The sequence below is a fragment of the Sphingomonas kyeonggiensis genome (assembly GCF_030812785.1).
Lineage (GTDB): Bacteria > Pseudomonadota > Alphaproteobacteria > Sphingomonadales > Sphingomonadaceae > Sphingomonas > Sphingomonas kyeonggiensis_B.
Map to the genome: position 1 here is coordinate 914,451 of NZ_JAUSTJ010000001.1, position 21,810 is coordinate 936,260.

Genomic DNA, 21,810 nt, shown 5'->3' on the forward strand with positions numbered 1-21,810 from the left:
GCAATCGCAGAATGCATGGGGACAATCGCGAACATGATCCGCAACTTCAGCCGCCGTCAGGCGCTTCTCGGCACCAGTGCCGCACTCGCAACGCCTTTCCTGGGGAGCCTGATGGCAAAAGCTTCTAGTATCGGGACTGCCGAACCCGTCGACGCCTCGCCCCTGCTCAAGCCCTGGCCGGGCGGCTATGGCGGCGTGCCCCCCTGGGACAAGTTCAAGGCGGAGATGTTCCCCGCCGCCTTCGAAGTGGCGATCGCCGAGCAGCGCCAGGAGATCCACGCGATCCGCAACGCGCGCACCGCCTCCACCTTCCACACCGTGATCGAGCCGATGCAGAAGGCCGGCGAGACGATGGACCGGGTCGAATCGGTCTGGGGCGTCTATGAGAGCAACCTCGCCGACAAGCAGGTCCAGGCGATCGATCGCGAATGGAGCCCCAAGCTCACCAAGGCGAATGACGAGCTGTTCCTCGATCCCCTGCTCTTCGCCCGGGTGAAGGGCGCGTACGACACGCGCGCCAGCCAGAAGCTCGATCCCCAGCAGCTCCGCCTGCTCGAGCGCAGCTATCGCGGCTTCGTCCGCCGCGGCGCCGCCCTGTCCGATGCCGAGCGCGCCGAGGTGAGCCGGCTCAACCAGGCGCTCGCATCGGCCTTCTCCGATTTCAGCCGGCGGCTGCTGGCGGACGAGGAGACCTGGATCGTCCTCGACAGCGAGGCCCAGCTCGCCGGCCTGCCCGACAGCTTCAAGGCCTCGCTCAAGGCCGCGGCCGACGAGCGCAAGGTCGCCGGATGGGCGGTGGTCAACACCCGCTCCTCGGTCGCGCCCTTCCTCACTTACTCAACGGACCGCGCCCTGCGCGAGAAGGTCTGGCGCGCCTTCATTTCGCGCGGCGACAATGGCAATGCCAGCGACAACAAGGCCGGCATCGCCGAGATCCTCAAGCTCCGCCAGCAGCGCGCCAAGCTGCTCGGCTTCAGGAACCACGCCTATTTCCGCATGGACGATACCATGGCCGAGACCCCGGCCAATGCGATGAAGCTGATGATGGCGGTCTGGCCCGCCGCCCGCGCCCGCGTGGCGGAGGAAGTCGCCGACATGCAGGCGCTCGCGGACAAGGAAGGGGCGAAGATCACCATCGAGCCCTGGGACTATCGCTTCTATGCCGAGAAGGTCCGCAAGGCGAAGTACGACCTCGATGAGAGCGAGGTGAAGCCATACCTCGAACTGAACAACATCCTCCAGGGCGCCTTCTACGCCGCCGGCCGGCTCTACGATCTCGGCTTCAAGGAGGTGAAGGACGTGCCGGTATTCGATCCGGCCGTGCGTACCTTCGAAGTAACCGACACGCGGACCGGCAAGAATATCGGCATCTTCTATTTCGACGGCTATGCGCGTTCCGGAAAGCGTTCGGGCGCCTGGGCCACCCGCTATCGCGGCCAGCAGAAGTTCGACGGGGTGCGCAACACGCTCGCCTCGAACAACAACAATTTCGTCAAGGGCGGGGCGGGCGAGCCGACGCTGATCAGCCTCGACGATGCGACCACGCTGTTCCACGAGTTCGGCCACGCGATCCACAGCCTGCTCCAGAACATCACCTATCCGGGGCTTGCCGGCACGCCGCGCGATTTCGTCGAATATCCGAGCCAGGTGAACGAGAACTGGCTGCTCACCCGCGACGTGCTCGACAAATACGCGAAGCACTACAAGACCGGCGCGCCGATGCCCCAGGCGCTGGTCGACAAGATCGAGAAGTCCTCGACCTTCAACCAGGGCTTCGACACGGTCGAATATCTCGCCTGTGCGATCCTCGACATGCAGCTGCATGATCGCGAGGAACCGGTCGCCGACATCGCCGCGTTCGAGAAGGAGGCGCTTGCCGCGCTCGGCATGCCGAAGGAGATCGTGCTGCGTCACCGCATGCCGCAGTTCAGCCACCTCTTCTCGTCGGACGCCTATTCGGCCGGCTATTATTCGTACCTCTGGTCCGAGACGATGGATGCGGACACCTGGGCGGCGTTCCAGGAGACGGGCAATGTCTGGGACAAACCGACCGCCGACCGCTTCCGCGCCACCCTGCTTTCCACCGGCAACGAGACCGACCGCAAGGTGGCGTATCGCGCGTTCCGCGGCCGCGATCCGGACGTGTCCGCGCTGTTCAAGCGCCGCGGGTTTCCCGTAGCGTGATCTAGCCCTTGGTTCCCCGGCGAAAGCCGGGGCCCAGGGTTTCTCTGCCAAATCGCTTGTGATCCTGGGCCCCGGCTTCCGCCGGGGAGCAGCTTAGTGTCGCAGGGTATCCGTCCGCCCTGAATTCCCATCCTTTCGCCCGGCATTTCAGGTCAGCACCTCTGACCTACTTGCGCGCGCATTTGAAATTTTATAACAACGGCGCGAAACGTGATTCCCGGGCGTTTGGCAACGGGAACCTATGTCCGGAGAGCCCATGTGAGCGAGCGCGATCGCGCCAACCTGCCCCCGCTTGCGCTGCACGTGCCCGAGCCGCGATTCCGCCCGGGCGACGAGGCGGACTTCAGCGACATCGCGGTGCCGCCCGCCGGCGCCACCCGCCGCCCCGACACTGCCGATGCTGCCTCCAGCTTCCACGAGCTGGCCTATGGCCTGGTCCGCGTCCTCGACGACGAGGGCAATGCGGTCGGCCCCTGGGATCCTCGCCTCGACGCAGACGCCAAGCGCCGCATGCTCCGCTCGATGGCGCTTACCCGCGCGTTCGACGAGCGCATGTTCCGCGCCCAGCGCCAGGGCAAGACCAGCTTCTACATGAAGTCGACCGGCGAGGAGGCCGTCTCGATCGGCGCCGCGATGGCGCTGGCCGCCGACGACATGTGCTTCCCCTCCTATCGCCAGCAGGGGATCCTCATCACGCGCGGTTATCCGATCGTGACGATGATGAACCAGATCTACTCGAACAAGGCCGATCCGCTCGAGGGCCGCCAGCTGCCGATCATGTACTCCTCGAAGGAGTATGGCTTTTTCTCGATCTCAGGCAATCTCGCCACCCAATACCCGCAGGCGGTGGGCTGGGCGATGGCGAGCGCGGCCAAGGGCGACACGCGCATCTCGGCCACCTGGTGCGGCGAAGGCTCGACGGCGGAGGGCGACTTCCACTCGGCGCTGACCTTCGCGACGGTCTACAAGGCGCCGGTCATCTTCAACGTCGTCAACAACCAATGGGCGATCTCGAGCTTCTCCGGTTTCGCCGGGGCCGAGGCGACCACCTTCGCGGCGCGCGCGATCGGCTATGGCATCGCGGGTCTCCGCGTCGACGGCAATGACGCGCTGGCGGTCTATGCGGCGACCGAATGGGCCGCCGAGCGCGCGCGGACCAACCAGGGCCCGACGCTGATCGAGCATTTCACCTACCGTGCCGAAGGCCATTCCACCTCCGACGATCCCACCGCCTATCGCTCGGCCGGCGAGCCCAATGCCTGGCCGCTCGGCGATCCGATCCGTCGCCTCAAGGAACATCTGATCAAGATCGGCGAATGGGACGAGGAACGCCACGCCGCGCAGGATCTCGAGCTCGCCGAGCTGGTCAAGCGTGAGCAGAAGGAAGCCGAGAAGAACGGCATCCTCGGCCACGGCATGCACCAGCCCTTCGAATCGATGTTCGAAGGCGTGTTCGAGACGATCCCGTGGCACCTCAAGGAACAGCAGCAGCAGATGCTGGACGAGCAGAAGGCGGCCGGCCTGTGAGCGACGTGACGCAGATGAACATGATCCAGGCGATCAATTCCGCCATGGACGTGATGATGGAACGCGATCCCAATGTGATCGTGATGGGCGAGGATGTCGGCTATTTCGGCGGCGTCTTCCGCGCCACCGCCGGGCTCCAGGCCAAATACGGCAAGGCGCGCGCCTTCGACACGCCGATCACCGAGATCGGCATCATGGGCGTGGCGATCGGCATGGGCGCCTATGGCCTGCGCCCGGTCCCCGAGATCCAGTTCGCCGATTATATCTATCCGGCGCTCGACCAGCTCGTCTCCGAAGCCGCACGCCTGCGCTATCGCTCGGCCGCGGACTTCACCGCGCCGATCACGATCCGCTCGCCCTATGGCGGCGGCATCTTCGGCGGCCAGACCCACTCGCAGTCGCCCGAAGGCATCTTCACCCATGTCTCGGGCATGAAGACGGTGATCCCCTCGACGCCGTACGACGCCAAGGGGCTCCTCATTGCGGCGATCGAGGACAATGACCCCGTCCTCTTCCTCGAGCCCAAGCGCATCTATAACGGCCCGTTCCACGGCCATTATGACCGCCCGGCCAAGACCTGGGCCGATCATCCCGGCGCGCAGGTGCCCGAGGGCCACTACCGCGTCGAGCTGGGCAAGGCTTCGGTGGTCCGCCCCGGCGAGGCCGTCACGATCCTCTGCTACGGCACGATGGTGCACGTCGTCGCCAACACGGTCGAGGAACTGGGCGTGGACGCCGAGATCGTCGATCTGCGCACGCTCGTACCGCTCGACATCGAGACGATCGAGGAATCGGTGAAGAAGACCGGCCGCTGCCTGATCGTCCATGAAGCGACGCGCACCTCGGGCTTCGGCGCCGAGCTCTCGGCCCAGGTCCAGGAGCGTTGCTTCTACCATCTCGAAGCGCCGATCGAACGCGTCACCGGCTTCGACACGCCGTACCCGCACAGCCTGGAATGGGCCTATTTTCCCGGCCCGGTCCGTATCGGCACCGCCCTCAAGAAGATCCTGAAGGACTGATCCGCCATGGCACGCTTCACTTTTCGTCTGCCGGACATCGGCGAAGGCATTGCCGAGGCCGAGATCGTCGCCTGGCACGTCAAGGTCGGCGACAAGGTGTCGGAGGACCAGCAGGTCGCCGACATGATGACCGACAAGGCTACCGTCGAGATGGAATCGCCCGTCTCCGGCGTGGTGGTCGAGCTCGCCGGCGAAGTCGGCGAGATGGTCGCGATCGGCTCGGGCCTGATGGTGATCGAAGTCGAGGGCGATGCTGCCGAGACGGCACCCGCGGCGGACGAGACCCCCGTCGAGGAGCAGGTCGAGGCGGAGACGCCTGGCGTCGAGGAAGAATCTCCCTCTCCCCTTCAGGGGAGAGGGCAGGGAGAGGGGGACGTATCCCCGGCTCCCGTGCCCACCGAACCTGCCCCTCTCCCCGCAAGCGGAGAGAGGGAGAAAGTCCTAGCCTCCCCCGCAGTCCGCGCCCGCGCCAAGGATCTCGGCATCGACCTCGCCACCGTGAAGTCGGACGGCAACCACATCCGCCACGCCGATCTCGACGCCTATCTCCGCTACGGCAGCGCCCAAGGCTATCATGCTCCGCATGTCAGCCGCGCTCGTGAAGACCAGCCGATCAAGGTCATCGGCATGCGCCGCCGCATCGCCGAAAACATGGCCGCCTCGAAGCGTGCCATCCCACACTTCACCTATGTCGACGAGATCGACGTCACCGCGCTGGAAGCGATGCGCGGCGATCTCAACGACAATCGTGGGGCACGCCCCAAGCTGACCATGCTGCCGTTCCTGATCGTCGCGATCTGCCGGGCGCTGCCCGACTTCCCGATGATCAACGCGCGCTATGACGACGAGGCCGGCGTGGTCACCCGCCATGGCCGCGTCCATCTCGGCATGGCGGCGCAGACGGACGCAGGCCTGATGGTCCCGGTGATCCGCGATGCCCAGGACCGCAATGTCTGGCAGCTCGCCACCGAGATCAGCCGCCTCGCCGAGGCCGCGCGCACCGGCAAGGCCAAGTCGGAGGAGCTGTCCGGCTCCACCCTCACCGTCACCTCGCTCGGCCCGCTCGGCGGCATCGCGACCACCCCGGTGATCAACCGTCCCGAAGTCGCGATCATCGGTCCGAACAAGATCGTCGAGCGCCCGATCTTCCACGGTGACGAGATCGTCCGCGCCAAGCTGATGAACCTGTCGATCTCGTGCGACCACCGTGTCGTCGACGGCTGGGATGCGGCGAGCTTCGTCCAGGCGGTGAAGAAGCTGCTCGAGACCCCCGTGCTGCTGTTCGCCGACTGATGCGCTGGCGGGCGATGACTTCGGGCGATCTCGACGGCGTCGTCGCGGTCGCCCGCATCGCCTTCCCGGACCATCCCGAGGGCTGCGCCTGTTTCGAGGAGCGGCTCGCGCTGGCGCCGGAAAGCTGCTTCGTCCTCGAAGGCGAGGGGCGCATAGCCGGCTATCTCATCGCCTATCCCTGGCCGCCGGAGGCGATCCCTCCGCTCGACACCCTGCTCGGCGGCTTGCCGGACAAGCGCGACAGCTGGTACCTCCACGACCTTGCCCTGCTCCCGGAGGCACGCGGCGGCGGCAATGCCCGCGCCGGCCTCGCGCTCCTCTTCGCAAGGCTCGACGCCCCCATCGCCCTGGTCTCGGTCAACGACTCCGCCGCCTTCTGGCAGGCCCAGGGCTTCGAACCCCAGGACTCCCCCGCGCTGAAAGCTAAGCTCTCCAGTTATGGCCCGGATGCGCGTTACATGGTGCGGAGCGTCACAAAGCCGGTGCAGACCTTCACCATGCACTTCGATCTCCTCCAGTCGATCAGCCTCGCCGGCGATGTCGCCGTCCCCAATGACGACCGCACCGGTTTCGCCGCGCGCCATGCCTGGGTGATCGACGGTGCCACCGATCTCGGCCCGCCCGGGCTGGTCGGCGCGCAGGGCCGGGCGGCCTGGCTGGCGGGCATCGCCCACGCCGCTTTCACCGAAAGCCGCGCCACCTCGGTCGAATCGCTGTTCGGCGAAGTCGGCGACGCGATCCGCCACGCCTGGCAGCGCGACCGAACTCGCGATCCGGAGGACCGCTGGGAATACCCGCTCGCCTCCGCGCTCGCCGTCCGGCTGGGCGAGGGCGTGCTGGAGATCGGCTGGCTCGGCGACTGTGTCGGCTTCCTCTGGTCGGGCGGCCCGGTCACCCGGCTCGGCCCGCTTCGCGAGATCCGCAATTCGGAGGCCGAGCGTGCCGCCAGCCTCGCCGAGCACGGCCTGGGCAGCCCCAAGCGTTCGGCCCCGATCCTCGCCAATCTCCGCTCCACCCGCGGCCGCACCGGCATGCGCGTACTCAGCATCGATCCCGAGCACATGTCCGAAGTCGCCGGCGCCAGCATCGCCTGTACGCCTGGCGACGAACTCTTCCTGATGAGCGATGGCTATGCCGCGCTGGTCGACAGCTACGGCGCCCATGACGACACCAGCCTGATCGAGGCGATCCGGTCGCGCGGCCTCGCTGCCATTGCCGAGGAGCTGCGCGCGATCGAGCGCGAAGACGCCGCCTGCACCCGCTTCCCGCGCTTCAAGGCGTCGGACGACGCCACCGCCCTGTGGCTCCGCATCGGAGGCTGAGATGCACTGGATCCTCCGCTACGCCACCGCGCCCGACTATATCGAGCGCCGCGTTGCCTTTCGCGACGCGCATCTCGCCCTAGCCTGGCAGAGCGTCGACAGAGGCGAGCTGCTGCTCGGCGGCGCCCTCGGCGACCCGCCCGAGAGCGCGCTGCTGCTCTTCGCGAACGAAGCCGCGGCCAGCGCCTTTGCCGAGGCCGATCCCTATGTCGCGAACGGCCTGGTCGTGCGCTGGGAGGTGCTGCCCTGGAACACCGTGGTCGGCGAACAGGCGGCGAACCCGGTCAGGCCCGCCGCCTGAGCCTTTAGTCCTTGGTGTAGATCGAGCGGCTCAGCGCGTCGCGCACCTGCTCGCGCCCGTCCAGGATCCGCGTCTTGGCTGCGGCGGCTACTGCGTCCGCCTGCTCGGCCAGCGTCTGGCGTTTCGCCTTGTTCGCGGTGAAGGCCGCGGCGTCGGCACCGCTGTGGAAGCCGAAATAGCCATTGTCATTGTACCAGCTCCGGCGCGCGAGCAGCGTGCAGAGCTCGGCCGTCGCGTCGAGCATCGCCTGCTGGTTGGCGAGCAGCGCATCCTCCTTCGTATCGCCGGCGATCCGGGCGATGCCCAGCTTGGCAGCCTTGGGCAGACTCGCGCTGCCGATCGCCTCGGCCAGCGCCGAGCGCCGCGCCGTGCGCGCCAGGCTCTGCTCGGCGGCGAGCGCGCGCAACTGTTCGATCTCGCCGCAATTGCCGATCGCATGCGGGTTCTGCTGGAGCAGATAGGGGCTGGTGAGCGCCCCCATGCCGAACTTGCCCTGGGCATCGAGGAAGGCGCGCGCCGCCGCCGCATCGGCCTGCACCGCATCGGCATAGAGCTGCGAGACCGGCCCGCGCGTCCGCACCCCGGCGGGCAGGATCACCGCCCCGTCGGGCGCCAGCTCGATCTCGGCGAAGCTGCTCGCATCGGCGCGCGACTGGGTCTGGAACTGGCCGTGGGCGATCGCCGCCGCGCCGGCACCCGCGCCGATCAGCAGCACCAGCGATCCGAGCTTCCAGGCCAGGCTGGCATGGCGCGTCGTGATCGCGAAGCCGATCAGCCACAGCACCAGCCCAGCCGCCGCCCCGCCGATCAGCAGCGCCGGCAAGGGCAGCGGCGTCGCGAAGCGCGGGCCGAGCAGGGCCGCGAGCACCAGCACTGCCGCGCCCGCCAGCGTGGCGATCAGCGGATGACCGTCGCGGCCGCCCTCTTCCCAATGATCCGGCATGATTCCCCCTTGTTCGCGAACAGCCTAGCGGGGAAGCGTTTCGGTGCAATCGCTTTGGCGGTCCCAAGCGGCGCTTGCTTGCGCGGGCGCCCCGCTCCGCGCAAGGGAGCCCGATGACCAGCACCACTCCAACCGCGCGCGCCTCCGGCAATCGGGGCCTCGCGCTCGCCATCGGCGCCTATGGCATCTGGGGAGTCCTGCCGCTCTATTTCCACGTCCTCGCCACCGTGCCGGCGCTGCAGATCCTCGCCCACCGGGTCGTCTGGTCGGTGCTGTTCCTCGGCGTGCTGGTCTTTGCGATGGGCCGGGCCCGGGATATCTGGCGGGCGGCGCGCGGCCGCACGCTGCTGCTGCTCTGCGCCAGCGCCGCGCTGATCGCGATCAACTGGTTCGTCTATATCTGGTCGGTCGAGACCGATCATGTGCTGGAAGCCAGCCTCGGCTATTTCATCAACCCGCTGGTCAGCGTCGCGCTCGGCCTGCTCGTGCTCGGCGAGCGGTTGCGGCGCTGGCAGGGCGTGGCGATCGCTATGGCCGGGGCGGGCGTGCTGGTGATGGCGGTGAGCGGTGGCGGCGCGATACTGATCTCGCTCTCGCTGGCCTTCAGCTTCGGCTTCTACGGGCTGGTCCGCAAGGTGGTGGCGATCGATGCGCTGGGCGGGCTGACGGTCGAGACGGTGCTGCTCGTGCCGTTCGCCGGCGGCTGGCTGCTCTATACGGCCTGGCAGGGGACGAGCGGCTTCGGCGTATCGGGCGCGCAGAACGCATTGCTGCTCGCCGCCGGCGTGATCACGGCGATCCCGCTGCTGATGTTCGCCGCCGCGGCCCGGCTGCTGACGCTCTCGATGATGGGGCTGATGCAATATATCGCGCCGACGCTCCAGTTCTTCGTCGCGCTGGCGCTGGGCGAGCCGCTGCAGACGGTCCACCTGGTCACCTTCCCGCTGATCTGGGCCGGCTGCGCGCTCTACGCCTGGGACAGCATCCGCGCCGCCCGCGCGCCGGTGCCGGCCTAGGCGTAAGGCGTCAGTTCGGGCCACTTTATCCTTCGTCATCCCCGCGAAAGCGGGGACCCATCTCCCAGACGATCCTCAGGCGCACCGGCAGTATGTGTCGATAACGCACGAGATGGGTCCCCGCTTTCGCGGGGATGACGAGAGAAGTTCGCGTCGCGCGCTTCGTCAAAAATATTAAACCAATCGGTTGACTATCCCGCCCGCTGCGCAGATATTAAACTACATGGTTGAATATAGACTCGACGCCACCTTTCACGCCCTTTCCGACCCGACCCGGCGCGGAATGCTTGCGCATCTCTCGCTGGGCGAGAAATCGATCGGCGAGCTGGCCGAGCCCTTCGCGATGACCTTCGCGGGGGCCGCCAAGCATGTGAAGGTGCTCGAGGGTGCGGGCCTGGTCGCCCGCCGCAAGGTGGGACGCAGCTATATGTGCGCCTTGAAGCCCGATCCGCTCGCCGAGGCCGAACGCTGGCTGAAGCAGTGGGAGAAGTTCTGGACCGTCCGCCTCGATGCGCTCGAAGCGCTGATCGCCGCAGACCAGAAGGAGACCCGTTCATGACCCAGGCCACGCCTTTCCTGATGTTCCAGGGCGGCAAGGGCCAGGCCGCGCTCGATTTCTGGATCGAGACCGTGCCCGGCAGCCGCATCGACTCGGTCGAGCGCTTCGGCCCCGACGGCCCGGGTCCCGAGGGCACGATCATCCGCGCCCATGCGGTGATCGCCGGGCAGAAGGTGATGGTGCATGACAGCTTCCTCACCCATGGCTTCGACTTCACGCCGAGCTGGTCTTTCTTCCTCGACGTAGCGGACCGGGACGAGTTCGACCGGCTGTTCGCCGCGCTGTCCGAGGAGGGCGGCGTGCTGATGCCGCCCGACAACTATGGCTGGAGCACCCGCTTCGGCTGGGCCAGCGACAAGTTCGGCGTCTCGTGGCAGGTCAACCTGGCATGAGCGCGCCGGTGGTCCTCACCGTCACGCGCGAATTTGCTGCGAGCCCGGAGCGGGTGTTCGACGCCTGGCTCGATCCCGCACAGGCTTCGCGCTTCCTCTTCGCCACGCCGGACGGCGAGATGCTCCGCTGCGAGATCGATCCCAAGGTCGGCGGGCGCGGGCTGATCGTCGAGCGGCGCGCCTCGGGCGATGCGCATCACCGCATCCGGTTCGAGGCAATCGAACGCCCGCACCGGCTCGTCTTCCTCTTCTCGGCCGATCCAGCAGAGGACGGGGAATGGACCCGCGTGGCGATCGACATCGCTCCCACCCATGGGGGCTGCACGCTCACTCTCACCCATGAAATGGACCCCGCTTGGGCCGCCTACGAGGACCAGACCCGCAAGGGCTGGACGATGATCCTCGAAAGCCTGGGCCGCATCACGGAGAAGCAAGATGGCTGATACGCTCGTTGCCGATACGATCACCCCGCAGATGCTCCGCTTCGAGCGCGACCTGGCCGCGCCGATCGAGACGGTGTGGCAATATCTGGTCGATCCGGAGCTGCGCGCGCGCTGGTTCATGGGCGGCCCGACCGAGGCGCGCGAAGGCGGCAAGCTCGGCCTGACCTTCAACCACCAGGACCTGTCCGACGGCGAGGTGCCCAACCCCGAGCGCTATGCCAAGCACCAGGGCAAGGCCTGGTCGGAGACGATCCTCAAGATCGAGCCGCCGCATTTCCTCGCCTTCACCTGGGACGATGGCGAGGCCGGCGAAGTGAAGATCGAGCTGTTCGCCTTCTCGCCGGACCGTACCCGCCTCGTCCTCACCCATAGCCGCCTGCGCGGCGCCGAGGACGCCCGCAACTTCGGCGGCGGCTGGGGCGCGCATCTCGCGGTGCTGCAGAAGCGCCTGGCCGGGGAGCCCGTGGAGAATTTCTGGGACCTGCACGCGGAAGCCGAGAAGCGCGCGGCACAGGCGGTGGGGCTCTGACCTTCTGGTCACCCCGCCCCCCAAACCGTCACCCCGGCCTTGTGCCGGGGTCCACCGGGCGGCGAGTCATGGACAAGAGGTCAAAGGCCAGTCCTCGCGGCATGGTGGATCCCGGCACAAGCCTGCCCTGAGCGCCTGCCTTGCAGTCAGCCGAAGGGGCCGGGATGACGAGAAAGGGAGGGGGCGTCCCAAGCTCTCCGCCAACCACGGTTGCAATGTAGGATTCCGCCTGCTTGCCTTTCCAGGCTGGGTCCCGGGCCCGGCCGCTCTTTGCCCTGTAGGAACAATAGGATCGGTCGCGCGCAAGCAAGTTGCGAGATGCGCGGCGTTCGCGGGAAGTGTGTCAACCTAAGCGCCGCGAGAACCCGCTCTTGGCGTGTACTTCGTGTCCTTTGGCGAGTCGCCGCGGCGCGCGGCGTAGGCGATCAGGGAATCTCGAACAGCCCCGCCGCGCCCATGCCCCCCGCGGTGCACATCGATACCACGACATAGCGCACCCCGCGCTTGCGCCCCTCGATCAGCGCATGGCCCACCAGTCGCGATCCGCTCATCCCGAACGGGTGGCCGATCGCGATGGCGCCGCCATTGACGTTGAACCGGTCGGGATCGATGCCCAGCGTGTCGCGGCAATAGAGGCACTGGCTGGCGAACGCCTCGTTGATCTCCCAAAGGCCGATATCCTCGACCGTGAGGCCAGCGCGCTTGAGCAGCTTGGGCACCGCGAAGACCGGGCCGATGCCCATCTCGTCGGGCTCGCAGCCGGCGACCTGGAAGCCGCGATAGATGCCCAGGATCTCCTTGCCCTCGGCCTCGGCGGCCCGGCGGTCCATCAGGATCTGGGCGGCGGCGCCGTCGGAGAGCTGGCTGGCATTGCCGGCGGTGACGTGATGGCCTTGCTGGACGAACTGGCCATCCTTCCACACCGGCTTCAGTCCGGCGAGCACCTCGGGGGTGGTGCCGGCGCGGATGCCCTCGTCCTGGGTGACGGTCACCGTCTCGCTGCCGGTGCGACTGCCTTCCTTGTCGAACAGCGCCTTGGTCACGGTGATCGGCGCGATCTCCTCGGCAAAGGCGCCGTTGGCCAGCCCCGCGGCAGCGCGCTGCTGGCTCGCGGCGGCGAAGGCGTCCTGCGCTTCCCGGCTGATGCCATAGCGCTCGGCGACGATCTCGGCGGTCTCGATCATCGGGATGTACGCCGCCGGCACCCTGTCGGTCACCGACTGGTTCACGTAGCGCGGCGCGTTCCGCATCGTCAGGCTGATCGATTCCATGCCCCCGGCCAGCGCGACATCGATCTCGTCGGTCATGATCGATCGGGCGGCCAGGGCGATGGCGGTCAGGCCCGATCCACACTTCCGGTCGAGGCTGAAGGCGGGGACGCTATGCGGCAGCCCGGCGGCGAACAGTGCCATCCGCGCCATGTTCGCGCCCTGCGTGCCCCATTGGTTGCCCATGCCGTAAAAGACGTCGTCGATCCGCGCCGGATCGATCCCGGCACGTTCGACCGCGGCGTTCATCACATGCGCGGCGAGCACCGGCGCCTCGGTGTCGTTGAAATAGCCGCGACCCGCCTTGCCGATGCCGGTACGCGCAGTCGAGACGATCACAGCTTCGCGCATCCCGGCATTCCTCTCCATTTTTAGAGGATGCGGTATGGCGCTGCGGGGCGGCGATTGCAATGGCTTCGCGCCGCCCCATATCCGCGTCCGGAGGTAGCGCATGGCGAGCAGGCAGATACTGGTTCCGGGGCCGGATCATCCGATCACGGTCACGCCCTCGGGCGCGCATGTCGTTGTCCGCGCGGGCGGCAGGGTGATCGCCGATACCAGGCAGGCGCTGGAGCTGCGCGAGGCAAGCTACCCGCCGGTCTTCTACATCCCGCGCGCGGATGCCGACATGGCGCTGCTTGAGCGGAGCGACCATGCCAGCTACTGCCCCTACAAGGGCGAGGCGTCCTATTTCTCGATTCCCGATGGCGCCGCGAATGCGGTGTGGAGCTACGAGACGCCCTATGACGCGGTCGCGGCGATCCGCGACCATCTCGCCTTCTATCCCGACCGCGTGGAGATCGAGATCAGTCGCTGAACACCGGCGGGCGCTTCTGCATGTTGGCCATCACCGCCTCGATCTGGTTGGGGGTGCGCAGGAGGGCGGCCTGCTCGCGGCTCTCGGCCAGCAGGGTCTCTGCCGCGCCTGCCTCGAGATTGGCCAACCGCTTGGCGGCGCGGATGGCCTGGGGGTTGCGGCCCGCGATCGCCCGGGCCAGGGCCAGTGCCTCGGCAAGCGGATCGTGCGCGATGTTCGTCACGAATCCCAGCCTTTGCCCTTCCTCGGCGCCGAACTCCCGCGCGGTATAGGCCAGCTCGCGCAGCGCATCGTCGCGGACATTGCCGCGCCACAGCGCATAGCCGGCCATGTCGGGCACGATGCCCCATTTCATCTCCATCACCGACAGCCGCGTGCCTGGCGCGGCGATGCGGATGTCCGCGCCGCTGGCGATCTGCAGCCCGCCCCCGAACGCCACGCCGTGCATCGCCGCGATCACTGGCACCGGCAGCGTCCGCCAGCCCCAGGCGACTGCCTGGAAGTCGTTGGCGAGCCCCTGCGTCCGCGCCATCAGGTCGGTGCCCGATCCGGCCGATGCCATGCTCGCCATGTCGAGCCCGGCGCAGAAGCCCCGCCCTTCGCCCGACAGCACCACCGCGCGAAGCCCCGCTTCCGTCTCCAGCCGGGCGATCGCGGCGATGATCCCCGCGAACATCGCCGGGTCGAGCGCGTTCAGCTTGTCCGGCCGCGCCAGCCGCACATCGGCCACGCCTTCGCTGATCTGGACCGTGACGCGCTCTTCCATGCCTGCTCTCCCAAGTTCCCGGCAGAATAGCGCGCAATCACGCCGCGCAAAGCCGGTAGCCGCGTCCCTTGTCGGTCAGCAACATCGGCGCGCCGAAGCCGCGGTCGAGCTTGGCGCGCAGCCGCGAGACATGGACTTCGACGACATTGGTGCCCGGGTCATAGCCGAGCCCCCAGACGGCGGCGAGCAGCTCCGATCGCCCCGCAGGCCGCTCGCCCTGGCGGATCAGGTGGAGCAGCAGGGCGTATTCGCGGGGGAGCAGCGGCAGGATCCGCCCGGCACGCGTCACCCGCCGCTCGACCGGATCGATATGCAGATCGCCGAGCACGATCTCGGGGCGCCGGCGGACCCGCGCGGCAAGTCGGGCGGCGACTTCTTCGGGCGTTGCGGACGAGAGAACAGCGTCATCGGCCCCCGCATCGAGCGCACGCGCCACGCCGTCCTCGGTGTTGGTGAGGAGGAGCAGCAGCGGCCCGTGCCATCCATGCGCCCGGATCGACGAGACCTGCTCCGCCCGCCCGGCGAGCAGCGCCGCTTCCGCCTTCACGCCGGGGGCGAAGGGCACCAGCCCCAGCCCGCGCGCCGAGGCGGCCTCTGCCAGGCCGGGCAGATCGACGGCACAGGCGACGGGAACGGTCACGACATCGAGGCTAGCGGCGATATCCCCGTTTTGGTTGCAACCATGTCCGTTATGGAGTCAGTCGCATCCGGGCATGTCCGGCGACGAAGCGATCGGGATCATCGGCCGCCTGGGCGAAGCGTGCCGCGGCCTGGTCGGGCTGGGCCGAGGCGAGCGCATCGAGCGCGGTCACCCGCATCCGCGGGCAGGGATGACGCCGGGCGAAGCGCTCGGCAAGGTCGAGGCCGTTGCCGGTGTGCACGGCGATCGCCACGAGCGCTTCCGCGGCGGTCACGGTGAGCCCCGCGGCGATCGTGCCGCGGCCGATGTCGAAGCGATACTGGTCGAGCCAGGGCTGGGCGGGATCGGCGCCGAGGATGTTGAGCGACACCGACATGCTGTCGGGCGGCAGCTGGACGTGGATGTCGCGCCGCATCCGGTAGAGCATCAGCTTGCCGGGATCGAGCCGGGCGCGCTCGATGAAACGCAGCCCCGCCTCCTCGCCGGGCAGCCCGACCAGCGGGGCGACGTCATATTCGTAATAGTCGCTCCAATAGCCCGGGCCGAGATAGCCATAGGTGAGGAACGGGAAATTATGGTCGTGCGGCAGGTCGTAGAAGAAGGCCGCGGGCCCGCTGGCGCGCGTGACCGGATCCGCGCGGGCCAGCCAGAAATTGGCGCGCAGCACATAGCGGCCGTTGGGTGGGCGGAGCAGGAAGACCTGGGCGCCATAGCCATTGCCTTCATGCTGCGCGGCGCAGCGCGTCTTGAGCTCCTCGATCGCCAGCTCGGCAAGGAAGTCGGGATTGCGGCCCAGCCGGGCGAGTAGCGGACCCCAGCTGGCGAAGGCGTCCTCGTCGCGCGCATCGACGGGATAGGTGTCGAGCGTCTCGACCAGCTCGTCGAGACCGATCGCACCGCCGGTACCGGGATCGATCAGGCGGGGCATGCGGGCTCCAGCCGCGATCGCACCACCGATAGCGTCCGCGCCGCGGCCTCCCGCACTTCAACGTGGGGATCGCTCGCCGCCATCGCCTCGAGCCGGGGCAGGGCGGCGCGCGCATCGAGGGCCAGCCATTCGCGCATCGCCGCCCAGCGCAGGTGAAAGGCGGAGTCGCGCGTCGCCTCGTCGAAACGCGGCCCGGCATCGGCGCGGCCGGCGAGGCGGAGAAAGGCGAGCAGCATCTCGGTGCGCGAGGCGCGGTCGTCGCCGCTCGCGATCCGGAGCAGCCGGCCATCGGCGACCGCATGCTCGCGCATCAGTGGCGCAGCGCCGGTGCGGACCGTCGCCACCAAGGTGACCACGTCGCTTTGCGCATCGGCGAGCAGTTGTGCCTCGGTGCGCCCGTCGATCGCATGGACCTGGCCATCGGCGAGCGGCAGCGACGCCAGCTCGGTGCAAGGCGGTGCATCTGCTGCCCGGAAACCCGGTCCCGCCAGCGCCACCTGCCAGCGCCGCAACCGCGCCCCACCGCCGCGGACATAGCGGGTCACCACCCGTCGGCCCGAGAAGGTCAGTGCGCCGGGTGCCGGCAGCCGCCGCATCGCCGCCGCGCTGGTCACGCAGGCGGAGAGAGCGACCGCCGGGCACTCGAACAGCACCGCGCCGATGCGCAGGCCGTCGCGGCTGGTCCGGAAGGGCGGCTCGAACAGCGGATCCGCGGCGAGTGCCTCGACCAGCGGCTGGAGCAGCGCCGTCGCCCAGCCCGGATCGCCGAGCAGCCGCGTCGCGCGGACCATGGCCTCGGCCGCATCGTCCGCCGGGCAATCGGCGAAGACGGCATCGACGGCGCGATAGGCCTCTCCGGCGCGCCACCCCAGGATCGTGCCGCGTGCTGCTACCCGCGCCGCGACGATTGCCGCACGTGTCTCCGTGTCGATCCCGCTCATGCGAAGTCGGGCGCGATCTCGTAGATCAGGATGGCGATCCCGACGATCAGCTCGAACAGATCGTCGACATCGCCGATCGCCGCCCGCAGCGTGCCGTGCATCGCCACATTGGTGCCGAGCTCGGCGATCTCGCCCATGTCGATCCGTACCAGTCCCATTGCTTCCCCCTTCTCCAAAGGTCCCGACGGGGGGAGGCTAGGGTCGGCGGCGGAAATGGTGCATCTTACAACGATGTAATTGCCCCCATTTGCGTGCTTTCCGCCGCCGCGCTAGGGCCGGACCATGAGCCAGCCGGCCCCTTCCAGCTTCGACCCGCAGCTTTTCTTCGGCCTGCGCTATGCCAGCCACGGCACGCGGCTGGGCGTCGGCTATCGCACGCACGGGCCCGACTGGGCCGAGCTCGAGCTGCCCTATCGCGAGGATTTGATCGGCGATCCGGCCTCCGGCGTGCTCGCTTCCGGGCCGATCCTCGCGCTGATGGACATGGCCACCGCGGTCTCGGTCTGGCTGCGCGCCGGCGCCTTCGTGCCCCAGGCGACGCTCGACCTGCGCATCGACTATCTGCGCCCCGCCACACCGGGCCGCACGGTGATCGGCCGGGGCGAATGCTACCGGCTGACCCGCTCGATCGCGTTCGTGCGCGGCCAGGCGCATGACGGCGATCCCGACGACCCGATTGCCCATGTCGCCGGCACCTTCATGGCTACGGAGGGCTATCGATGATCCTGCCCCCCTATGCCAGGCTGCTCGGCCTCACCGTCGAGCCGGGCGACGACGCCCCGGTGCTGGTGATGCCCTTCGGCCCCGACGTGCTCGGCCGGCCCGGCTTCCTGCACGGCGGCGCGATCGGCGGGCTGCTCGAGATGGCGGCGGTCGGCGCGCTGTGGCAGGCGCTCGGCACCGACGAGACCCAGGTCAAGCCGATCAACCTGACCGTCGATTACATGCGCGGCGGCCGCGACAAGCCGACCCGCGCCCGGGGCATCGTCACCCGGCTCGGCACCCGCGTCGCCAATGTCGAGGCGGTGGCCTGGCAGGACGAGCCCGATCGGCCGATCGCCGCGGCGCGGATGAACTATCTGATCCTGCGCTAGGCGCTTCCTACATCGCAGGCGGCTGCGGCTCGTCAAAGTACACGAAGTCCACGCCCGAAGCGGGCTTCGCGGCGCCTGAGCTGGCCCGCTTCGTGGGAGTGCCGCGCATCGCGCAATATCCTTGCGCGTGATTGATCCTATTGTTCCTACAGGGCACAAAGTGCTGCAGTCCCCCGGCGAAAGCCGGGGCCCAGGATCACGAGCGAGTCGGCAGAGAAACCCTGGGCCCCGGCCTTCGCCGGGGAACAGCGGAGCTCACTGCTTCGGCGTGAGCTTGAACAGCCGGCCGTTGGTCTTGCCGGCATCCTCGAGCAGCCACACTGCGCCGTCCGGGCCCTGGACGACATCGCGGATGCGCATGTTGAGGTCCCATTGCTCGGCCTTGCTTGCCTTGTCGCCATCGAGCGCGACGCGGATCAGCCCGCGGCCCGACAGCGCGCCGATCAGCAGAGAACCCCTCCATTTCGGGAACAGGCTGCCCGAATAATAGGCCATGCCGCCCGGCGAGATCGACGGGTTCCAGAAGACCTTGGGCGCCTCATAGCCGTCGCCCGGAGCGTGATCGGGGATCGGTGTGTCGTCGTAATTGTCGCCGTTCGAGACATTGGGCCAGCCATAGTTGCGGCCCTTGACGATCAAATTGACCTCGTCGCCGCCCTTGGGGCCCATCTCATTCTCCCAGAGTCGGCCGCCGGCGTCGAACACCAGGCCATAGGGATTGCGATGGCCGAGGCTCCAGGTCTCCGACGGCACGAGGTTGGTGCCTTCCACCGTCTCGGTGCGGCCCGGCGCGGTCTTGGCGATCTCGGTGTTCCTGGGCGGATCGGTGACGGTCACGGTCGGCGTGCCGGTCTTGCCTGCCCAGGGATTGCCCGGTGCCGGCTTGCCGTCGAGCGTCAGGTGCAGGATCTTGCCGAGCGCCTGGTTGGGGTCCTGCGCCGGAGTGAAGCGCTGGCGCTCGCCCGAAGTGAGGAACAGCGACTTGCCGTCGGGCGCGAAGGCGATGATCGCGCCGAACTGGCCGCCCTTGCCGTCCGATCCGGCACGCCACAGCACCTGCGGATTGGTGAGCGCGGGCGCGGCGCCATCGATGAAGGTGGCGCGGGCCATCGCCAGGCTCGACCCGTTCGGGCGCGGTTCGGCATAGGTGTAATAGACCAGATGGCTCTTCGCGAAGTCGGGCGCGGGGATCACGTCGAGCAGGCCGCCCTGGCCCTGGAACGCGACATCGATGTTGGCGATCGGCTGTTGCGACTTGCCGTCTGCCGAGACGAGCAGGATCTTGCCTGCCTTCTCGGTCACCAGCATGCGGCCATCGGGGAGGAAGGCCAGCGCCCAGGGCGTGTCGAAATCGGCGACCTGGGTGAGGGTGAAGGGCGGCGTGCTGTCCGCCGGGGTGGCCGGCTGTTGCTGGGCCGAGGCGCCGGAACCGGCATTGCAGGCGGCGAGCAGTGCGAGCGCGGGCAGCGCCAGGCGGATATGCGAGTGCATCGGCAGGACCCTCTTGGTTTCGCGGGTGCCAACGCGCAGGCGACACTGCGGCTCCGCGGGACCCGAAAGCCTTGTGCGGGCGAAACGCGCGCTTGCCAAGCGGGACCGGATCGCAAGCGTTTCGATACGTCGCCGGATCATAACGCTGCCGTTTCAATAAGTTGCGCAAATCTACGGTATTGCGCAACTTTCGTTCTTTCCCCATCCTCGGCAACGGAATCGGGTGGGGGTTTTGTTGGCTTATCTTCCCTGGGCAGGCGCCGCCGCATTGGCGGGCATCCTCGTATTTTCTTCACCGGTTCGGGCCGATCCCGAGCCGCGCGCACCGACCGCCGCGGAGCTGCTCGCGCCGCCGGCGATCGAGGATCCCCAGCTCTCGCCCGACGGCAGCGGCATCGCGGCGCGGATCGCACCGCGCGGCCAGCTCGCCCTGTTCGACCTCGCCCGTCCCGACGCGACGCCGCATCCGCTGGCCTTGCCGCGGGGCGAGCGGCTCGAATGGTATGTCTGGCGCGGCCCGGGCCGGCTGCTTGCCAGCCTCCGCCGCGACGAGGGCGCGCCGATGACCCGGCTGGTCGAGATCGAATCCGGCAACGGCCAGGTCGTGCAGCTCGGCCAGGCCCGCCCCGCGGAGATCGGCGAGGAACTGCTCCATATCGATCGCAAGGCCGGCTTCCTGCTGCTCAAGGCGCAGGACCGCCGCCACGACACGCCCGCGGTGTGGCGCGTCGATCTCGCCACCGGCCTGCGCACGCTCGCGGTTGCCGCACAGCCGCATGTCCGCGACTGGGTGGTCGACGGTGCCGGGGTGGTTCGCGCTGGCATGGGCGAGAAGGGCGACCGTTCCTTCCTGGTCTATCGCCGCGGCGAAGGCGACCGGTTCAGCCGGGGCGAGGGGGCTGCCGATCCCGACATCGCCCAGTTCGCACCGGTGCAGGGCAGCGACCAGGGCTATGCGCTGGCCGAGGCGCCGTCGGGGCGCATCGCGCTCTATGGCTATGATTTCCGCCGCAGCCGGCTCGGCGCTTTGGTCTATGAGAATGACAAGGCCGATCTCGACGGGTTCGAGCTGGGGCCGGACGGCAAGCCCGCCGGCGTCGCCTATACTGACGACCGCGACCGGATGCTGTGGTTCGACGGCACCGCGCGCAGCCGCCAGGCGGCGATCGACGCGGTGCTGCCCGGCCGCACCAACCGCATCGTCTCGGCGAGCGACGACCGTGCGCGGCTGCTGGTCTACAGTGCCACGGCGAGCGATCCCGGCACCTATTATCTGTTCGAGCACGGCCAGGCCCGGCGGATCGCGGCGATCAACCCGGCGCTGGAGGGCAAGCCGCTCGCGGCGGTGACCAGCATCGCCTATGCCGCGCGCGACGGGCTGACCATCCAGGGCTATCTGACCCTGCCGGCCGGCCGGGAAGCACGCGACCTGCCGCTGATCGTGATGCCGCATGGCGGGCCCTTCGCGCGGGACGGCTGGGACTATGATCCCTGGGTCCAGTATCTCGCCGGCAAGGGCTATGCGGTGCTCCAGCCCAATTATCGCGGCTCGACCGGATTCGGGCGGAAGATGACCGAGCGGGGCGATGGCCAATGGGGCCGGGGCATGCAGGACGATGCCGATGACGGCGTCGCCTGGCTGGCCGGTCGCGGCGCGATCGATCCGAAGCGGGTGTGCATCATGGGCGCCTCCTACGGCGGCTATGCGGCGATGTGGGCGGCGGCGCGCGACAAGGGCATCTATCGCTGCGCGATCAGCTATGCCGGGATCTCGGACGTGCGCGCGCAGCTCGACTATGACCACAAGACCTTCGAGGAACGCGCCTTCCGCGCCTGGCGGAACCGTATCCAGGGTCGCGCGCCCTCGCTCGAATCGCTGTCGCCGGTGACCTATGCCGCCGGGCTGACCATGCCGATCCTGATCGCGCACGGCACTGCCGACCAGACCGTGCCGGTCGACCAGTCCGAGCGGATGCACGATGCGCTGACCCGGCTGGGCAAGGCGCACGAGTTCGTCGAATATGCCGGCGAGGACCACACGATGCGCGATCCGGCGAACGAGGCGGACTTCCTGGCGCGGGTGGGGAAGTTCCTGGATGCGCATAATCCGGGGTGAGCGGGTGTAGATTCTATATCCCGTCACCCCGGCCTTGTGCCGGGGTCCACTATGCCTCACGCAATACGGCGGGAGCCTCTTGTCTGGCGCGCGCCTCCCGGTGGACCCCGGCACAAGGCCGGGGTGACGAGGGGAGCGGGGCGGGCTGCATCCCCCGAATCCGATTGCTCTTGCCGCAGCGCAGCCAAGTGCGTATATCGCACGTGCTTTCTCGACATCGT

General features: G+C 68.4%; 23 protein-coding genes. 15 read left to right on the plus strand and 8 right to left on the minus strand.

Annotated features, from left to right (window positions below; genetic code table 11):
- The first annotated feature begins 15 nt into the window (after nt 1-15).
- The 6 genes from J2W22_RS04540 (at nt 16) to J2W22_RS04565 (ending at nt 7,646) form a co-directional block, all read left to right on the plus strand.
- On the plus strand, nt 16-2,184 hold the full coding sequence (locus J2W22_RS04540; RefSeq protein WP_307117071.1) for a M3 family metallopeptidase: 2,169 nt from the start codon (nt 16-18) through the stop codon (nt 2,182-2,184).
- A gap of 258 nt (nt 2,185-2,442) precedes the next feature.
- Nucleotides 2,443-3,711 carry a 3-methyl-2-oxobutanoate dehydrogenase (2-methylpropanoyl-transferring) subunit alpha gene (locus J2W22_RS04545; RefSeq protein ID WP_307117072.1) on the plus strand — a complete coding sequence of 423 codons (1,269 nt, stop codon included), beginning with the start codon at nt 2,443-2,445 and terminating at the stop codon, nt 3,709-3,711.
- Between the two features lie 14 nt (nt 3,712-3,725).
- The gene (locus J2W22_RS04550) at nt 3,726-4,730 is read left to right on the plus strand and encodes an alpha-ketoacid dehydrogenase subunit beta (RefSeq protein ID WP_307117987.1); all 1,005 of its coding nucleotides are present in this window, start codon (nt 3,726-3,728) and stop codon (nt 4,728-4,730) included.
- A 6-nt stretch (nt 4,731-4,736) separates the two neighbouring features.
- The gene (locus J2W22_RS04555; RefSeq protein WP_307117073.1) at nt 4,737-6,023 is read left to right on the plus strand and encodes a dihydrolipoamide acetyltransferase family protein; all 1,287 of its coding nucleotides are present in this window, start codon (nt 4,737-4,739) and stop codon (nt 6,021-6,023) included.
- Nucleotides 6,024-6,037: 14 nt separating this feature from the next.
- Nucleotides 6,038-7,345 (plus strand): GNAT family N-acetyltransferase, encoded by a 1,308-nt coding sequence (locus tag J2W22_RS04560; protein WP_307117074.1) that lies wholly within the window; start codon nt 6,038-6,040, stop codon nt 7,343-7,345.
- Nucleotide 7,346: 1 nt separating this feature from the next.
- A complete protein-coding gene (locus J2W22_RS04565; RefSeq protein WP_307117075.1) occupies nt 7,347-7,646 on the plus strand; it encodes a YciI-like protein in 300 nt (99 codons plus the stop codon).
- Between the two features lie 4 nt (nt 7,647-7,650).
- Here J2W22_RS04565 and J2W22_RS04570 read toward each other — a convergent pair whose 3' ends face one another.
- Entirely contained in the window at nt 7,651-8,589 is a 939-nt protein-coding gene (locus tag J2W22_RS04570; RefSeq protein ID WP_307117076.1) for a hypothetical protein, read from the minus strand.
- 113 nt (nt 8,590-8,702) lie between these two features.
- Between J2W22_RS04570 and rarD the strand changes: the two genes are divergently transcribed.
- The 5 genes from rarD to J2W22_RS04595 all read left to right on the plus strand — a co-directional run bounded on the left by rarD (nt 8,703) and on the right by J2W22_RS04595 (nt 11,528).
- Nucleotides 8,703-9,605: an EamA family transporter RarD gene (gene rarD, locus J2W22_RS04575; RefSeq protein ID WP_307117077.1), complete on the plus strand. Its 903-nt coding sequence runs from the start codon at nt 8,703-8,705 to the stop codon at nt 9,603-9,605.
- Between the two features lie 223 nt (nt 9,606-9,828).
- A complete protein-coding gene (locus tag J2W22_RS04580) occupies nt 9,829-10,164 on the plus strand; it encodes an ArsR/SmtB family transcription factor (protein WP_307117078.1) in 336 nt (111 codons plus the stop codon).
- Nucleotides 10,161-10,556, plus strand: coding sequence for a VOC family protein (locus J2W22_RS04585; RefSeq protein ID WP_307117079.1), 396 nt, complete (start codon nt 10,161-10,163; stop codon nt 10,554-10,556). The genes J2W22_RS04580 and J2W22_RS04585 overlap by 4 nt, the downstream gene beginning before the upstream one ends.
- Nucleotides 10,553-10,999: an SRPBCC family protein gene (locus J2W22_RS04590; protein ID WP_307117080.1), complete on the plus strand. Its 447-nt coding sequence runs from the start codon at nt 10,553-10,555 to the stop codon at nt 10,997-10,999. Before J2W22_RS04585 ends, J2W22_RS04590 begins: the two co-directional genes overlap by 4 nt.
- Nucleotides 10,992-11,528, plus strand: coding sequence for an SRPBCC family protein (locus J2W22_RS04595; protein WP_307117081.1), 537 nt, complete (start codon nt 10,992-10,994; stop codon nt 11,526-11,528). Before J2W22_RS04590 ends, J2W22_RS04595 begins: the two co-directional genes overlap by 8 nt.
- 425 nt (nt 11,529-11,953) lie before the next feature.
- Here J2W22_RS04595 and J2W22_RS04600 read toward each other — a convergent pair whose 3' ends face one another.
- Nucleotides 11,954-13,147, minus strand: coding sequence for an acetyl-CoA C-acyltransferase (locus tag J2W22_RS04600; RefSeq protein ID WP_307117082.1), 1,194 nt, complete (start codon nt 13,145-13,147; stop codon nt 11,954-11,956).
- A 100-nt stretch (nt 13,148-13,247) separates the two neighbouring features.
- On the opposite strand from J2W22_RS04600, the gene J2W22_RS04605 reads away from it, so the two are divergent.
- Complete coding sequence (locus J2W22_RS04605) at nt 13,248-13,613, plus strand: DUF427 domain-containing protein (RefSeq protein WP_307117083.1); 366 nt, start codon at nt 13,248-13,250, stop codon at nt 13,611-13,613.
- Here the strand turns inward: J2W22_RS04605 and J2W22_RS04610 are convergent.
- Genes J2W22_RS04610 through J2W22_RS04630 form a run of 5 tightly spaced genes read right to left on the minus strand, consistent with a single transcriptional unit; the run spans nt 13,603 to nt 17,046 of the window.
- Nucleotides 13,603-14,379 carry a crotonase/enoyl-CoA hydratase family protein gene (locus tag J2W22_RS04610; RefSeq protein WP_307117084.1) on the minus strand — a complete coding sequence of 259 codons (777 nt, stop codon included), beginning with the start codon at nt 14,377-14,379 and terminating at the stop codon, nt 13,603-13,605. The two genes, J2W22_RS04605 and J2W22_RS04610, sit on opposite strands and share 11 nt — an antisense overlap.
- A 37-nt stretch (nt 14,380-14,416) precedes the next feature.
- A complete protein-coding gene (locus J2W22_RS04615) occupies nt 14,417-15,019 on the minus strand; it encodes a winged helix-turn-helix domain-containing protein (protein ID WP_307117085.1) in 603 nt (200 codons plus the stop codon).
- A gap of 49 nt (nt 15,020-15,068) precedes the next feature.
- The gene (locus tag J2W22_RS04620) at nt 15,069-15,947 is read right to left on the minus strand and encodes a transposase (RefSeq protein WP_307117086.1); all 879 of its coding nucleotides are present in this window, start codon (nt 15,945-15,947) and stop codon (nt 15,069-15,071) included.
- Complete coding sequence (locus J2W22_RS04625; RefSeq protein WP_307117087.1) at nt 15,935-16,888, minus strand: hypothetical protein; 954 nt, start codon at nt 16,886-16,888, stop codon at nt 15,935-15,937. The genes J2W22_RS04620 and J2W22_RS04625 overlap by 13 nt, the downstream gene beginning before the upstream one ends.
- Nucleotides 16,885-17,046, minus strand: coding sequence for a hypothetical protein (locus tag J2W22_RS04630; RefSeq protein ID WP_307117088.1), 162 nt, complete (start codon nt 17,044-17,046; stop codon nt 16,885-16,887). Before J2W22_RS04630 ends, J2W22_RS04625 begins: the two co-directional genes overlap by 4 nt.
- 124 nt (nt 17,047-17,170) lie before the next feature.
- Here J2W22_RS04630 and J2W22_RS04635 point away from each other — a divergent pair, with 124 nt between their 5' ends.
- On the plus strand, nt 17,171-17,611 hold the full coding sequence (locus tag J2W22_RS04635) for a PaaI family thioesterase (protein ID WP_307117089.1): 441 nt from the start codon (nt 17,171-17,173) through the stop codon (nt 17,609-17,611).
- Nucleotides 17,608-17,982, plus strand: a complete 375-nt coding sequence (locus tag J2W22_RS04640; protein ID WP_307117090.1) for a PaaI family thioesterase — start codon at nt 17,608-17,610, stop codon at nt 17,980-17,982. The genes J2W22_RS04635 and J2W22_RS04640 overlap by 4 nt, the downstream gene beginning before the upstream one ends.
- 255 nt (nt 17,983-18,237) lie before the next feature.
- Here the strand turns inward: J2W22_RS04640 and J2W22_RS04645 are convergent, their stop codons facing one another.
- Entirely contained in the window at nt 18,238-19,473 is a 1,236-nt protein-coding gene (locus J2W22_RS04645) for a PQQ-dependent sugar dehydrogenase (RefSeq protein ID WP_307117091.1), read from the minus strand.
- A 235-nt stretch (nt 19,474-19,708) separates the two neighbouring features.
- Here J2W22_RS04645 and J2W22_RS04650 point away from each other — a divergent pair, with 235 nt between their 5' ends.
- On the plus strand, nt 19,709-21,589 hold the full coding sequence (locus J2W22_RS04650; RefSeq protein WP_307117092.1) for an alpha/beta hydrolase family protein: 1,881 nt from the start codon (nt 19,709-19,711) through the stop codon (nt 21,587-21,589).
- The last annotated feature ends 221 nt before the right edge of the window (nt 21,590-21,810 follow it).